Below are 15,862 nucleotides of genomic sequence, written 5' to 3'. Positions count from 1 at the left end.
ACGCTTCTGTCTTAACTCTAAATAGGAGGCTGTTGTGAATTTCAACGCTACCCTAATCGGTCAGACGGTCGCCTTTATCATCTTCGTGTGGTTTTGCATGAAGTTTGTATGGCCCCCTTTGATGAATGCCATCGAAGAGCGCCAAAAAAGGATTGCTGACGGTCTAGCTGATGCTGATCGTGCGGTAAAAGACCTGGAGTTGGCACAAGCGAAAGCGACTGACCAACTAAAAGAAGCCAAGGTAACGGCTAATGAAATTATTGAGCAAGCTAACAAGCGTAAAGCTCAAATAGTTGAAGAAGCCAAAACCGAAGCAGACGCTGAGCGTGCTAAAATCATCGCTCAGGGTAAAGCAGAAATTGAAGCTGAACGTAATCGCGTCAAAGAGGATCTGCGTAAGCAGGTTGCTACTCTTGCCATCATGGGTGCTGAGAAGATCCTTGAGCGTTCTATTGATCCAGCCGCCCACAGTGACATAGTTAATAAACTAGTCGCTGAAATTTGATAAGGGAGTTGAGTTATGGCTGAATTAACCACCATCGCTCGCCCTTACGCAAAGGCAGCTTTTGACTTTGCTATTGAACAAGATGCAGTGGATTCTTGGGCTGAAATGCTCACGTTTGCCGCATTGGTGAGTGAAAACGAAACCATGCAACCACTGTTAGCTGGCTCTTTAGCCAGCACTAAGCTCGCAGCACTCTTTATTAGTGTGTGTGGTGAGCAAGTCAATGTGCAAGGTCAGAACCTGATAAAGGTAATGGCTGAAAACGGTCGCTTAAAGGTGCTACCTGCTGTATCTCAGTTATTTACTGAATACCGTAATGAGTGGGCAAAAGAAGTAGAAGCCGATGTGGTTTCTGCAACTGAGCTGAGCTCTGAACAACAACAGCAGATTAGTATTTCTTTAGAGAAACGTCTCGCACGCAAAGTTAAGCTGAATTGTAGCACTGACGCCGCGCTCATCGCCGGTGTAATCATTAAGACAGGAGACCTAGTCATCGATGGCTCGGTCCGCGGTAAGTTATCGCGTCTGTCTGATAAGCTGCAGTCGTAATTGGGAGTTTGAGCATGCAACTGAATTCCACTGAAATCAGCGATCTGATTAAGCAGCGGATCGAGCAGTTCGAAGTCGTTAGCGAATCTCGTAACGAAGGTACTATCGTTGCGGTAAGTGACGGCATCATCCGCATCCACGGCCTAGCCGACGTGATGCAAGGTGAGATGATCGAACTGCCTGGTAACCGTTTTGCAATCGCGTTGAACCTTGAACGTGATTCTGTCGGTGCCGTAGTAATGGGTCCTTATGCTGATTTAGCAGAAGGCGTAAAAGTGAAAACGACTGGCCGTATTCTGGAAGTTCCAGTTGGCCGCGGTCTTCTTGGCCGCGTTGTTAACACTCTAGGTGAGCCAATTGACGGTAAAGGACCTATCGATAACGATGGTTTCTCGCCAATTGAAGTTATCGCACCAGGTGTTATTGAACGTCAGTCTGTTGATCAACCAGTTCAAACTGGTTATAAAGCCGTTGATGCCATGATCCCTATCGGTCGTGGCCAGCGTGAATTGATCATTGGCGACCGTCAAACTGGTAAAACAGCAATGGCGATCGACGCAATTATCAACCAGAAAAATTCTGGCATTAAATGTGTGTACGTCGCGATTGGCCAAAAGGCTTCTACTATCGCTAACGTAGTACGCAAGCTAGAAGAACACGGTGCTTTAGCTAACACTATCGTTGTTGTTGCAACTGCTTCTGAAGCCGCTGCTCTACAATACTTAGCGCCATATTCTGGTTGTTCTATGGGTGAATACTTCCGTGACCGCGGTGAAGATTCTTTGATCGTATACGATGATTTGTCTAAGCAAGCAGTTGCTTATCGTCAAATTTCGTTACTGCTCAAGCGTCCACCAGGCCGTGAAGCTTACCCAGGTGACGTATTCTATCTACACTCACGTTTATTAGAGCGTGCATCACGCGTTAACGCGATTTATGTAGAAAAGTTCACTAAAGGTGCAGTAACTGGCAAAACTGGTTCTTTAACCGCGCTGCCGATTATTGAAACGCAAGCGGGTGACGTTTCTGCATTCGTACCGACCAACGTAATTTCTATTACCGATGGTCAGATCTTCCTTGAGACCGATCTGTTTAACTCTGGCCTACGTCCAGCGGTTAACCCAGGTATTTCTGTTTCTCGTGTTGGTGGTGCGGCTCAGACTAAGATCATCAAGAAACTGTCTGGTGGTATTCGTACCGCACTAGCACAGTATCGTGAGCTTGCTGCGTTCTCGCAATTTGCATCTGATCTTGACGATGCAACACGTGCTCAGCTTGAGCATGGTGTGCGTGTTACCGAACTGATGAAGCAAAAGCAATATGCTCCTATGAGCGTAGCCGCTCAAGCTGTGTCTATTTTCTCAGCTGAAAAAGGTTACCTGAAGAGTGTTGAGCTGAATAAGGTCGGTAATTTCGAAGCCGCTCTGCTCTCGTTCATGAACAGCGAGCATGCTCCTTTAATGAAGCTTATCAACGAAACTGGCGATTATAGCGCTGATATCGAAGCTGAATTAAAAGCTGGCCTCGACAAGTTCGTAGCAACCCAAACCTGGTAACAATGATAGAGGTGTCTTAAGACACCTCAGGTCCAGATTGGAGAGTAGAGATGGCCGGCGCTAAAGAGATTAAAACCAAGATCGCGAGTGTGAAAAACACTCAGAAGATCACGTCCGCCATGGAAATGGTGGCAGCCAGCAAAATGCGCAGAGCGCAGGAACGCATGGCTGCGAGCCGTCCATATGCGGAAAGCATGCGTAAGGTGATCGGTCACGTCGCGCAAGGTTCTCTCGAGTATAAACACCCCTATTTGGAGGTGAGAGAGGCTAAGCGGGTTGGTTACATTGTTGTAGCAACCGACCGTGGCCTTTGTGGTGGTCTGAACGTTAACCTTTTCAAAAAGGTTATTGCAGACGTGAAAAGCTGGAAAGCCCAAGGTGCAGAATTTGAATTTTGCCCTATCGGTGCACGTAGTGTGCAGTTTTTCAAAAACTTCGGTGGACAAGTGTCTGCTCACGCTTCAGGTTTAGGCGATGCTCCAAAGCTCGCTGACTTGATCGGGACAGTCGGTGTCATGCTAGAAGCTTACAACGAAGGCAAGCTGGATCGTCTGTACGTGGTATTTAACAAATTTGTGAATACTATGACGCAGACTCCTGTGATCGAGCAGCTGCTACCTTTGCCTAAATCAGAAGATGATGAAACTGCTCATCGTTGGGATTATATCTACGAGCCAGATCCAAAAGCACTTTTGGATACTTTATTGGTCCGTTATGTAGAATCTCAGGTTTACCAAGGTGTTGTTGAAAACATTGCCTCTGAACAAGCTGCCCGTATGGTGGCAATGAAGTCGGCAACAGACAACGCGGGTGAGCTTATCAACGACTTGCAACTGGTCTATAACAAGGCCCGTCAGGCTGCGATTACGCAGGAACTGTCGGAAATTGTTTCTGGTGCCTCTGCGGTTTAGGTTAGGTAACGAATACAAGTTTTAGAGGATTAATCATGAGCACAGGTACTGTTGTCCAAGTGATTGGCGCGGTTGTGGACGTAGAGTTCCCACAAGATGCCGTACCTCAAGTATATGACGCTCTGAAAATCGTAGGTGAAGGCCCGTGTAATGGTTTGGTGCTGGAAGTTCAGCAACAGCTAGGTGGTGGTGTAGTTCGTACCATCGCTATGGGTTCTTCTGACGGTCTGCGTCGTGGTCTTGAAGTAGTAAACTCAGGTTCACCTATTACTGTTCCTGTTGGTACCGCCACTCTTGGCCGTATCATGAACGTATTAGGCGAGCCTATTGATGAAGCGGGTCCAATCGGTGAAGAAGAGCGTTATGTCATTCACCGTACAGCTCCTTCATACGAAGATCAATCAAGCTCTACTGAACTGTTAGAGACTGGCATCAAGGTTATCGACCTTGTTTGTCCATTCGCTAAGGGCGGTAAAGTCGGTTTGTTCGGTGGTGCGGGTGTTGGTAAAACAGTTAACATGATGGAACTGATTAACAACATCGCCAAAGCCCACTCGGGTCTTTCTGTATTCGCCGGTGTAGGTGAACGTACTCGTGAAGGTAACGACTTCTACTACGAGATGAAAGATTCTGGCGTTCTCGACAAAGTGGCCATGGTTTATGGTCAGATGAACGAGCCTCCAGGTAACCGTTTGCGCGTTGCACTGTCTGGTCTGACTATGGCAGAGAAGTTCCGTGACGAAGGTCGTGACGTACTGTTGTTCGTTGACAACATCTACCGTTATACCTTAGCCGGTACTGAAGTATCTGCACTGTTAGGTCGTATGCCTTCTGCGGTAGGTTATCAACCAACATTGGCTGAAGAGATGGGCGTTCTGCAAGAGCGTATCACTTCAACTAAGACGGGTTCTATTACTTCTGTACAAGCGGTATACGTACCTGCGGATGACTTGACCGATCCGTCACCAGCAACAACCTTCGCTCACTTAGATGCGACTGTTGTACTGTCACGTCAAATTGCTTCTCTGGGTATTTACCCAGCGGTTGACCCATTGGATTCGACTTCACGTCAATTAGATCCATTGGTTGTTGGCCAAGAGCATTATGACGTTGCTAACGGCGTGCAAACTGTACTGCAACGTTACAAAGAGCTGAAAGACATTATTGCGATTCTGGGTATGGATGAATTGTCTGATGAAGACAAGACTGTCGTATTCCGTGCTCGTAAGATTGAGCGTTTCTTATCTCAGCCTTTCTTCGTAGCAGAAGTCTTTACTGGATCTCCTGGTAAGTACGTTTCTCTGAAAGACACTATCCGTGGCTTTAAGGGTATTTTGAACGGTGAGTTTGATCACCTGCCAGAACAAGCGTTCTACATGGTTGGCTCAATCGATGAAGTCATCGAGAAAGCGAACAAAAAGAAATAACTAAGTATTCATACTTAGTTTTTTAAGGAGAACGGGATGGCAGCCATGACAGTACATCTTGATATTGTAAGCGCAGAGAGCAAAATCTTCTCTGGTCGTGTAGCTTCGCTGCAAGTGACTGGTTCTGAAGGTGAGTTGGGCATAATGCATGGCCACGCTCCTTTGCTTAGTTATATCAAACCTGGCATGGCGCGCATCGTCAAGCAAGACGGCAGTGAAGAAGTGTTTTACCTTTCAGGTGGTATTCTGGAAGTGCAGCCTTCTTCTGTCTCCGTATTGGCTGATGTGGTTATGCGTGCCAAAGATATTGATGAGCAAGCGGCATTAGAAGCTAAGCGTCGTGCAGAAGCCCATATGGCAACTGCTGGCGCTGACTTCAATTATGACGCGGCTATGGTTGAGTTAGCTAAGGCTATGGCTCAATTACGTGTTGTTGAAACCATCAAGAAAAACATTGCCAGATAAGGTTATTGTTTGTGAAAAAAGGCGACCATAAGGTCGCCTTTTTTGTGTCTAAAAATGGGATAGATTGGCATTCTTGCATGTCTTTGATTGATTAGCATCGCTATCTACTTCGCTTTTCGATGTGCTTTCCGTTAAAATTGTGCCACAAAATCGACCGTAATTTTTCACCCTCTTGGGTATTTGTTCAAGGATATGGTAATGGCATTAAATGTAGTGATCTTAGCGGCTGGCAAGGGAACACGGATGCGCTCTGATCTTCCTAAGGTATTACATCCCATCGCCCATAAGAGCATGGTGCAACATGTCATCGATACCGCTAATAAAGTTGGCAGTGACTCTATTCAGTTAGTCTATGGTTATGGCGCCGACAAGCTACAAGCCTGTTTGGGTGAGCAGCAACTTAACTGGGTATTGCAAGCCGAGCAATTAGGCACAGGTCATGCGGTTGCACAGGCTAGCCCACATATAGCCGACAGCGATACAGTGCTTATTCTTTATGGCGATGTGCCGTTGATCCAAACATCGACTCTCGAAGCCTTACTCGCCGCCCGTCCTGAAAATGGCGTTGCTATTTTAACAGTGAATTTAGCGAATCCTATGGGTTATGGCCGTATTGTCCGTGAGCAAGGAAAAGTCATTGGAATTATTGAGCAAAAAGATGCGACAGCAGAACAGTTGCTGATCAACGAAATTAACACCGGCATCATGGCGGTTCCGGGTAAACAACTTAAAACTTGGTTGAGCCGTTTATCGAACAATAATGCTCAAGGCGAATATTATCTAACGGATATTATTGCTATGGCGCACGCTGATGGCGTTGCCATTGATACTGCTCAGCCACAATCGGCCATTGAAGTCGAAGGCGCCAATAATCGCGTGCAATTAGCGCAACTTGAACGTGCTTACCAAGCTCGTGAAGCCGAAAAGCTCATGTTGGCGGGGGCGAACCTTCGCGACCCAAGCCGTATCGATATCCGTGGTGAAGTCACTGTTGGTATGGATGTGATGATCGATATCAACGTGATATTCGAAGGCAAAGTGACCTTGGGTAATAATGTCACTATTGGCGCAGGCGCGATTTTAATTGATTGCGAGATTGCCGATGATGCTGAGATCAAGCCTTACTCTATTATCGAAGGTGCTACGCTTGGCGTTGCTGCCAGTGCTGGCCCATTTGCACGTTTACGTCCCGGCGCAGAGCTTAAGCAAGATGCACATATAGGCAACTTTGTTGAAGTGAAAAAAGCGGTGATTGGCGTTGGATCCAAAGCTGGACACTTAGCCTATTTAGGCGATGCCATCATTGGTGATGGCGTCAACATTGGTGCTGGTACTATTACCTGCAACTATGATGGCGCGAATAAGCATCTTACTGTTATCGGAGATAACGTCTTTGTCGGCTCTGACACTCAGTTGGTGGCTCCAGTGACCATAGGTAAAGGGGCAACTTTAGGGGCCGGTTCAACGATTACCCGTGATGTGGGTGAGAATGAGTTAGTGATCACTCGTGTTAAACAAAAACACCTCACAGGTTGGCAACGTCCAGTGAAAATTAAAAAGTAAGTTTTAAAACTCAACTTAATGTCAAAAAAGCGGCCATGTGCCGCTTTTATCTTTATTGTGTTCAATGTGTTGCACTAAAAAGCCTTTTTATTAAGTAACGCTTAATAATTAAGATTTGCTTCATGTTTTTGTGGTAGGTGCAAATTATTGGTTTTTAAGTTAATTTGATCACTATCACACTCAATTGTAAATTTTCGTAAAGAAGAGAAAATAAAAACACTTCTCATTTATATTGCCTGCAATTCTAAGACGAAAGGTCTATTTGAGGTGTTGGCAATGGTATTTAAATATTCAGTTATAGGTTTAGCTGTAGGCTCGGCATTAATGGCTATGCCGGTTATTGCAGAAGTGGCGAGCGATAAAAATATTGAGCGCATCAATGTGACTGGCCGTACTTTTAATGACTATAAAGTCGGTAGTGCATCGGGTGCCATGCGTGGCGATATCAACTTAATGGATACTCCACAGTCAGTTAATGTGATCCCAGATTTTGTGACTGATGAACAGTTGGCAACCAATCTAGCGGAAGTATTAGTTAATGATTCGAGTGTGACGGCGGGAACCACGCGCTGGAACCGTCAAGTCTTCAGTATCCGCGGTTTTGAGATTGATTCGGGTAACGGTTATCTTATTAATGGCCATCAACAATGGTCTCACTACGTACAACCAATTGAAACTTTACAGCAAGTCGAAGTATTGAAAGGTCCTTCGAGCATGTTGTACGGCCAATCTGGCCCTGGTGGTTTAGTGAATATGGTCACTAAGAAACCGACCTATGATTCAATGTTAGATCTTGGTTTTGATACGGATGGCTACGGTTCAACCCGTGCTCAGCTAGATGCGGGCGGCAGTTTAAATGATGCTCAGAGTCTTCGTTACCGCGGCGTGTTAGTGAAGCAAGATACTAAATACTGGCGTGAATATTCGACCACAGATGAGAACCAAGAGCGTGACCGTTGGTTGGGCTACTTAAACTTAGAATTTGATGTCAGTGATGATGTTCTGTTATCGGTTAAGTACGATCATACCCAAGATAAAGCGGGCATTGATGCGGGTGGGTGGTTAGATAAACAAGGTAATGTTATCGGTGAACGTAAAACAGTATGGGATGCACCTTGGGCCTTTACCGATAACACAGTCTCTAACTTAGGTGCCGATCTAACTTGGCAGATGAGTGATGATTGGAAAGTTAAAGTCGGCTATAACGATCAACAATTTAATCGTCAACGTTTTGATTCTGCTCCCCAATATACGGAAGACCCATTCACTAAGGGGTATAGCATCAAACCATTCGATCGTTACGACGATTGGCAGCATAAAACCGCTTTCGTGGACTTTACGGGTGAATTTACCTTAGCGGGCATGGAGCACCAATTCCTTATTGGTGCTAACTACTTAGACTATTTCTACCAGCAGCAAATTCAGCGTGGGGCAACTCAAACCGTTATTCCTGGGCAAACGGTAATTGAGCCAGATCTTGATTACCACAATGGCAAAAAAGGTACCCCAAGCGAATACAAGTATTACGGTTTTTATTTACAGGACTTAATGACGCTTAATGAGCAATGGAAATTGCTTGCTGGCGTGCGTTACGACGAACAGAAAAAAGATGGTTATGGCGAAAATAGCTATGCCGTATCGCCTAAGTTTGGTGTGATCTACTCGCCAATGAGTAATGGCAATATTTACGTTAACTATTCAAAAAGCTTTACACCACAAGGCGCGGTAAATAACGAATTCGATGTCAACGATGGCCTGAATTTAAAGCCAGAATACGGTATTCAATATGAACTGGGTACTAAGTGGGAATTGTTTGACGATAGCCTGTTATTAACCGCAGCGGTATTCGATATTACGCTCGAAAACATCACAATTTCAGAGAAATTATCAACACCAATTGGTGATTATACCGATATCACTACTCAGGGTGGTGAACAGAAACATCGTGGCTTTGAAATGGGAGCACAGGGTCAAATCGGTGATAGCTGGTTTGTGACTTCTTCCATGATGTATTTAGATGCAGAGTATCAAACGGGAGATGCCCGTGAAGGTAAAACTCCGATTGATGCCCCTGAGTGGTCGGCCAATATCTGGACCCGTTACGAAGTGACTGACAATTTTGCGATGAACTTCGGTGCTATCTATGTGGGTGAGCGTTTTGCCGATCTCGATAACACTATTACTAAAGATGGTTATGTGCGTTTCGATATAGGTGCAGCCTACACTATGGATATCATGGGCAAAGATGTGAGCCTTCGCGCCAACGTGAGAAACCTCTTCGATACCGATTATATCGATGGTGGTCAGTACAATATGGTCACTATTGGCCAAGACCGTAACTTCAGTGTTGCAGTTGAAGCTAAGTTCTAATACTTATTAGGATTTTTAATCCATTTAAAGCAGTTTATCCCTAAAGGATAAACTGCTTTTTTATGGGCTAATTTCCAAGTTGACTGGCTAGACAGATAAAAAAATTGCTTGGATCATGCAAAAGTGTGTTTCGTATGACTAGCAAAAAAGTTTCGTTTCACTATAATGCACCTTTCGAATCGAAACTTAACTGAAAGGTTTTATGAATAAACGAAACACACAGCAGCGTCGCCACAGCATAATCACCATATTGAACGAACAGGGTGAAGTGAGCGTTGATGAACTGTCGTTACGTTTTGAAACCTCAGAAGTGACGATTCGTAAGGATCTCGCCGCGCTTGAGAAAACTGGCCTGCTATTGCGCCGTTACGGTGGCGCCGTGGCGATTCCAGACGAAGTTACTCAACAGTTCTCTGCCAAGATCGCGCCTAATAAACTTTCTATTGCGAAAACTGCCGCGCAGCTGATTAAAGATCACAATCGCATCATTATCGATAGCGGCACTACGACGTCAGGCTTGATTGAACAGCTGAACGATAAGCGTGGGCTGGTGGTCATGACGAATGCGCTACACCTTGCAAATGCCATCCATGAACTCGAAAACGAGCCAACCTTATTGATGACCGGTGGCACTTGGGACCCGCATTCTGAATCCTTTCAAGGTCAAGTCGCCGAGCAAGTGTTGCGTTCATATAATTTCGACCAACTGTTTATTGGTGCCGATGGTATCGATCTTGAACGCGGGACCACCACCTTTAACGAGTTAACAGGCCTAAGCAAAGTGATGGCAGAAGTTTCCCGCGAGGTAATCGTTATGGTGGATTCAGACAAAATCGGCAAGCGGATCCCTAACTTAGAGTTACCGTGGGCCAAGGTCAGTGTGTTGGTCACCGACTCACGTATCGACGAGAGTGCGTTAAAACAAATTTCAGATCAGGGCGTGCGAGTTATGTTAGCGCCCTATGCTCATTAGACAAAATAGCTTAACAACTTCATTTTAATTTATAGGTAAAGACTATGTGTGGAATCGTAGGCGCCGTGGCGCAAAGGGATGTGGCTGAAATTCTGGTAGAAGGCTTACGCCGTTTAGAATATCGCGGATATGACTCCGCAGGCGTTGCCGTTATTCACAATGGTGAACTCAACCGTACGCGCCGCGTTGGCAAAGTACAAGAGTTGTCGGCTGCGCTTGAAACTGACCCATTAGCAGGCGGAACCGGTATCGCGCACACTCGTTGGGCGACCCACGGTGAGCCGAGTGAGCGTAATGCTCATCCGCATTTATCGGAAGGTGATATTGCCGTGGTGCACAACGGTATTATCGAAAACCACAATAAACTGCGCGAAATGCTTAAAGGTTTAGGTTACAACTTTAGTTCAGATACCGATACCGAAGTGATTTGTCACTTAGTGCACCATGAGCTGAAAACCCATAACACTCTACTTGGTGCCGTACAAGCCACGGTTAAACAACTCGAAGGCGCCTATGGCACAGTCGTTATCGACCGTCGTGATAGTGAACGTATGGTTGTTGCTCGCTCTGGTAGTCCATTGGTGATTGGTTTTGGTCTAGGTGAAAACTTTGTCGCTTCAGATCAACTCGCCTTATTACCCGTCACTCGCTCATTTGCTTTCCTCGAAGAAGGTGATGTGGCCGAAGTGACCCGTCGCAGCGTGAGTATTTTCGACTTAAACGGTAATGCTGTTGAGCGTGAAGTAAAAGAATCTGAAATTACCCACGATGCCGGTGACAAAGGCGAATATCGCCACTATATGCTTAAAGAAATTTACGAGCAGCCATTGGCACTGACGCGCACAATTGAAGGTCGTATTGCTAATAAGCAAGTGCTAGACACGGCTTTTGGTGACAACGCTGCTGAGTTTTTAAAAGATATCAAACATGTGCAAATCATCGCCTGTGGTACTAGTTACCATGCGGGCATGGCGGCACGTTACTGGTTAGAAGATTGGGCTGGCGTGTCTTGTAACGTCGAAATTGCCTCTGAATTCCGTTATCGCAAGTCGCACTTATTCCCAAATAGCCTGTTGGTGACGATTTCACAATCGGGTGAAACTGCCGATACTTTAGCGGCCATGCGTTTAGCGAAAGAAATGGGTTACAAAGCCACATTGACGATTTGTAATGCGCCAGGTTCATCACTGGTTCGCGAATCTGACATGGCTTACATGATGAAAGCAGGCGCAGAGATTGGCGTGGCATCGACTAAAGCTTTCACAGTTCAGCTTGCTGGCTTATTAATGTTGACTGCGGTGATCGGTCGCCACAATGGTATGTCTGATCAAATGCAGGCCCAAATTACTCAAAGCCTACAATCTATGCCTGCAAAAGTGGAACAAGCTTTAGGTTTAGATGCTGCGATTGCTGAACTGGCTGAAGATTTTGCCGATAAACACCATGCATTATTCCTTGGCCGTGGCGATCAATATCCGATTGCGATGGAAGGCGCGTTAAAGCTGAAAGAGATTTCTTATATTCATGCTGAAGCTTATGCCTCTGGCGAATTAAAACACGGCCCACTAGCGCTTATTGATGCCGATATGCCAGTGATTGTCGTTGCGCCAAACAATGAATTGCTCGAAAAACTGAAATCGAATGTTGAAGAAGTGCGTGCCCGTGGCGGCTTAATGTATGTGTTTGCCGATGTGGATGCCGAGTTCGAGTCGGATGACACGATGAAAGTGATCCCTGTGCCACACTGTGACATCTTTATGGCGCCACTGATCTACACTATTCCTTTACAGCTATTGTCGTACCATGTTGCATTAATCAAAGGTACTGACGTGGATCAACCACGTAACTTGGCAAAATCTGTAACAGTAGAATAAATAGAGGTATTTAAATGAAAACCGCCTTTATTGGCGGTTTTTTCATTTAGATTCACGACAAAATGACGATTAACTTACAGCAATAGCAAATGCTGGTGGCTTAGCTTTCTATGCTGGAATGGCATCTAGCTCGTGCTGCTTTTTTGCCTCAATGCGTTTCCACACTTTGTCATGGAAGTAAAACACTACAGTGTTAATCGCGGGTTCTACTAAGGCTACTGCGCCACCGACGACCACGCTGCCAGTTAATAAATAGGTTACGGTAAAAGCGACGCTAAAATGTAGTACAGCAAAAGTGAGTGTCTTAGTCATGATCTTGTCCTCTAAATAGGCTCCCATCGGGAATATCTAGATGATAACAATTCTCATTAAAATTAAAAGCTGTGTTTTCAGATTAGTTTAAACGGTTTTATCTATTTATCCGTTGTAAAAAACATAAAGCCCTCACGATGGAGGGCTTTGAGTATTTAAACGTAAATTAATACGATTCTAAAATTAGTAGTGCCAAGGGAAGGCTGAAAAATCTTGATCGCGTTTTTCGAGGAAGGCATCGCGTCCTTCCTGTGCTTCGGCGCTCGCATAGGCTAAACGCGTCGCTTCACCGGCAAATAATTGCTGACCGACCATACCATCATCAGTCATGTTGAAGCCGTATTTAAGCATACGCATAGCCGTAGGTGATTTAGAGTTAATCTCTTTCGCCCACATTAATGCTTCGGTTTCTAGCTCTGCATGGGGAACGGATTTATTAACCATACCCATGTCGAAGGCTTCATCAGCACTGTAGTTAAATCCGCAGAAGAAGATTTCGCGGGCACGTTTTTGACCTATCATTTTGGCGAGATAAGCACTGCCATAACCTGAGTCGAAGCTCGCAACATCGGGATCGGTTTGTTTAAATATTGCGTGTTCTTTCGAGGCTAAGGTTAAGTCGCACACTACGTGTAAACTATGGCCGCCACCCACCGCCCAGCCCGGCACAACGGCGATGACCACTTTAGGCATAAAGCGGATAAGGCGTTGTACTTCTAATATATGTAAGCGGCCCATTCTGGCTTGATCGGCCTTACCTTCTTCGGCGCCTTCATATTTATAGCCATCTTTGCCGCGAATACGTTGATCGCCACCCGAACAGAACGCCCAGCCACCATCTTTTGCCGAAGGACCGTTACCCGTAAGCAGTACGCAACCCACATCAGACCATTGGCGTGCATGGTCGAGTGCGATAAATAATTCATCAACGGTTTTAGGTCGGAAGGCGTTGCGGCACTCTGGGCGATTAATGGCAATGCGTACTGTGCCGTGCGCTTTGGCTCTGTGGTAAGTAATATCGTCGAAATGAAATCCACTGACTTCATCCCATAGGGTGGGATCAAAAATGTCTGATACTTGTTGGGTCATGATTCATAGGCCTTTATGCTGTAATGCCTCAAAGGCTAGGCGGAATCATATATAAGGTCAATCACCTAAGTCTAAACCTTAGCGCTATATAGCAAAATCCCGTTTGCCTATGAGTCTGTAATGATTAGAGGTGATCACATAGATAAAGCTGATTATCTTTGCTAAACACTGGATGTTGAGGTGCCATAGTACCGCAATAGTTAGCCTTAAAGTCGGCAATAGACTCGGGTGTCATTGGAATTTGATTGAAGGCTTCGAGTTCTAATGAGGATAAACGTTCTATTATGTCGGTTCTTACCTTAGTCAGTTTATGGTCGATTTTAATAATTTTTGTTCCTGTCATAGAGTCAACTTTATTCTCTATTTCTTTGATCATCGCCTCAGTCTTTGCAATAGGAACATCTAATTTATCTGTTTCTGTGTATAAGTAATATAAAGCACCCGCGAGTAGCGCCAATATGATCCAACCTTTCATCTTTTAGTCCAACATAAGTGAATAACCATTAAGAATATGGGTATAATAAGCTAGTTTTCGTCCAATATTAAAGCAGTAAAAGGCTGTAACGATGAACTCAGAATCTAACAACAAGGACTATTCGAAAACCAATCGAATTAAGATTCACCAGCCAGATGCGAGTAAAGCCGATCGCTTTAATCCTCGTAATCGGATTTATGTCCGAGCCATAGACGGTTTGTGGAGTAGCGTACGTCGCCGCATGGGCTGGATCGCCATGTTATTTTTCCTGCTTTTACCTTGGATCCCTTGGGGCGACCGTCAAGCCGTATGGTTTAACTTGGGCGAACAAAAGTTTCACGTCTTCGGTTTAACGATTTGGCCGCAGGATCTCACCTTGCTTGCAGCGTTGTTTATGATCGCTGCCTTCGCTCTGTTTTTTGTGACTACCTATCTTGGCCGTGTTTGGTGTGGATACACTTGCCCTCAAACAGTATGGACCTTTATGTTCATCTGGTTCGAGGAAAAACTTGAAGGCGCACGCAATAAACGCATTAAGTTAGATCAAATGCCATGGAGCTTTGACAAACTTTGGCGTAAAACGGCAAAACATACGGCCTGGCTATTGCTCTCACTGATGACGGCGATGACCTTTGTGTCCTATTTTGTGCCAAGTCGTGAAGTCTATGTCGATGTATTTACGCTTAATGCTTCTGGCGGTATCTACTTCTGGGTCGTGTTCTTTACACTTGCCACATACGGCAATGCGGGTTGGATGCGTGAAATCATGTGTATCCACATGTGCCCTTATGCTCGTTTCCAAGCGGCCATGTTCGATAAGAATACTTTTATCGTGGGTTACGATACTAAACGTGGTGAGACTCGTGGTCCGCGCTCACGCAAAGATGACCCTAAAGAGCTAGGGCTTGGCGACTGTATCGACTGTGACTTGTGTGTGCAGGTATGTCCTACGGGAATCGATATTCGTAATGGTCTGCAATATGAGTGTATTAACTGCGGCGCTTGTATCGATGCCTGCGATCAAACCATGGATCGTATGGGATATGAAAAAGGGCTTATCAGTTATACCACCGAGAACAAGTTAGAAGGAATTAAGCAAAAAGTGCTGCGACCTAAACTTGTCGGTTATGGCGTGGTACTGATAGCGATGATATTAGTCTTTATATACTCCAGTGCGACCATAGCGCCTGTGCGTATGGACATCATTCGTGACCGCAACCAGCTCTATAGAGAGAACAATCAAGGTTTGATTGAAAACACCTTCACCTTGAAGATTCTTAATAAGACAGAGCAATCCCACGAATACACTATGAGTGTCGAAGGATTAGACAACTATAAATGGTACGGTCCAACTTCGGTCACTATTGCGGGTGGTGAAGTGTTAACTCTCCCTATTAGCGTGGGTATCGATCCGGTTGAGCTGTCTCGTTCAGTTACTAATATCGAGATAAAAGTGAAAACTCATATCGACGGTGAAGAAGTCGAAGTTGAGCAAGAATCTCGCTTCTTTAGTCCATAGATAACAGTATTTATGATGATCTAGCTGAGCGTGACTCATATAGATTGTCAGACTTAATCGAGATAAAGGGGCTTTTTAGCCCCTTTTTTATACGTATCGTTTGATAAGTAAACGTCTAAACCATTAATCGTTATTTTCCTACAAAAAGCCCTTGCGGACTTTCTTAATCTCCCTATAATGCGCATCCACTGACACGGCAGACGGCGTTAAGCAGCCTGACGAGTTAGGTTGAATTGAGTCGCTTTTAAGCACTTAATTCAAGCGCAGCAAGAAG

Annotated in this window: 14 protein-coding genes; 11 read left to right on the top strand and 3 right to left on the bottom strand. The window is 45.2% G+C overall.

The annotated features are described in order from the left end of the window. The first annotated feature begins 34 nt into the window (after positions 1-34). From atpF to glmS, 10 genes are all read left to right on the top strand, one after another. Entirely contained in the window at positions 35-505 is a 471-nt protein-coding gene (atpF, locus tag KO537_RS21195) for a F0F1 ATP synthase subunit B (protein WP_006083841.1), read from the top strand. A 15-nt stretch (positions 506-520) separates the two neighbouring features. Then, positions 521-1,054 carry a F0F1 ATP synthase subunit delta gene (atpH, locus tag KO537_RS21190; RefSeq protein WP_006083842.1) on the top strand — a complete coding sequence of 178 codons (534 nt, stop codon included), beginning with the start codon at positions 521-523 and terminating at the stop codon, positions 1,052-1,054. Between the two features lie 14 nt (positions 1,055-1,068). After that, the gene (gene atpA, locus KO537_RS21185; protein WP_105250792.1) at positions 1,069-2,610 is read left to right on the top strand and encodes a F0F1 ATP synthase subunit alpha; all 1,542 of its coding nucleotides are present in this window, start codon (positions 1,069-1,071) and stop codon (positions 2,608-2,610) included. Positions 2,611-2,660: 50 nt separating this feature from the next. Beyond that, positions 2,661-3,521, top strand: a complete 861-nt coding sequence (atpG, locus tag KO537_RS21180; RefSeq protein WP_006084762.1) for a F0F1 ATP synthase subunit gamma — start codon at positions 2,661-2,663, stop codon at positions 3,519-3,521. Between the two features lie 35 nt (positions 3,522-3,556). Next, positions 3,557-4,948: a F0F1 ATP synthase subunit beta gene (atpD, locus tag KO537_RS21175; protein ID WP_105250791.1), complete on the top strand. Its 1,392-nt coding sequence runs from the start codon at positions 3,557-3,559 to the stop codon at positions 4,946-4,948. A 36-nt stretch (positions 4,949-4,984) separates the two neighbouring features. Next, positions 4,985-5,413 (top strand): F0F1 ATP synthase subunit epsilon, encoded by a 429-nt coding sequence (locus KO537_RS21170; protein WP_105250790.1) that lies wholly within the window; start codon positions 4,985-4,987, stop codon positions 5,411-5,413. 198 nt (positions 5,414-5,611) lie between these two features. Beyond that, on the top strand, positions 5,612-6,976 hold the full coding sequence (glmU, locus tag KO537_RS21165) for a bifunctional UDP-N-acetylglucosamine diphosphorylase/glucosamine-1-phosphate N-acetyltransferase GlmU (protein WP_173248470.1): 1,365 nt from the start codon (positions 5,612-5,614) through the stop codon (positions 6,974-6,976). A 276-nt stretch (positions 6,977-7,252) separates the two neighbouring features. Further along, positions 7,253-9,346, top strand: coding sequence for a TonB-dependent receptor (locus KO537_RS21160; protein WP_173248468.1), 2,094 nt, complete (start codon positions 7,253-7,255; stop codon positions 9,344-9,346). A 202-nt stretch (positions 9,347-9,548) separates the two neighbouring features. Continuing rightward, the gene (locus KO537_RS21155; RefSeq protein WP_007652285.1) at positions 9,549-10,319 is read left to right on the top strand and encodes a DeoR family transcriptional regulator; all 771 of its coding nucleotides are present in this window, start codon (positions 9,549-9,551) and stop codon (positions 10,317-10,319) included. Between the two features lie 44 nt (positions 10,320-10,363). Next, positions 10,364-12,193: a glutamine--fructose-6-phosphate transaminase (isomerizing) gene (gene glmS / locus KO537_RS21150; RefSeq protein WP_105250786.1), complete on the top strand. Its 1,830-nt coding sequence runs from the start codon at positions 10,364-10,366 to the stop codon at positions 12,191-12,193. A 108-nt stretch (positions 12,194-12,301) separates the two neighbouring features. Here glmS and KO537_RS21145 read toward each other — a convergent pair whose 3' ends face one another. From KO537_RS21145 to KO537_RS21135, 3 genes are all read right to left on the bottom strand, one after another. Next, positions 12,302-12,505, bottom strand: coding sequence for a DUF2061 domain-containing protein (locus tag KO537_RS21145; protein WP_105250772.1), 204 nt, complete (start codon positions 12,503-12,505; stop codon positions 12,302-12,304). Between the two features lie 183 nt (positions 12,506-12,688). Next, on the bottom strand, positions 12,689-13,594 hold the full coding sequence (locus KO537_RS21140; RefSeq protein ID WP_113941423.1) for a 1,4-dihydroxy-2-naphthoyl-CoA synthase: 906 nt from the start codon (positions 13,592-13,594) through the stop codon (positions 12,689-12,691). A 124-nt stretch (positions 13,595-13,718) separates the two neighbouring features. Beyond that, positions 13,719-14,069 carry a hypothetical protein gene (locus KO537_RS21135; protein ID WP_173248466.1) on the bottom strand — a complete coding sequence of 117 codons (351 nt, stop codon included), beginning with the start codon at positions 14,067-14,069 and terminating at the stop codon, positions 13,719-13,721. Between the two features lie 91 nt (positions 14,070-14,160). Between KO537_RS21135 and ccoG the strand changes: the two genes are divergently transcribed. Next, positions 14,161-15,588, top strand: coding sequence for a cytochrome c oxidase accessory protein CcoG (gene ccoG / locus KO537_RS21130; protein WP_105250769.1), 1,428 nt, complete (start codon positions 14,161-14,163; stop codon positions 15,586-15,588). Positions 15,589-15,862: the final 274 nt, after the last annotated feature.

The sequence above is a fragment of the Shewanella sp. NKUCC01_JLK genome (genome assembly GCF_019345615.1).
GTDB lineage: Bacteria > Pseudomonadota > Gammaproteobacteria > Enterobacterales > Shewanellaceae > Shewanella > Shewanella oncorhynchi.
The sequence above is the reverse complement of the archived record's forward strand: the minus strand, read 5'-3'. Positions and strand labels throughout refer to the sequence as shown.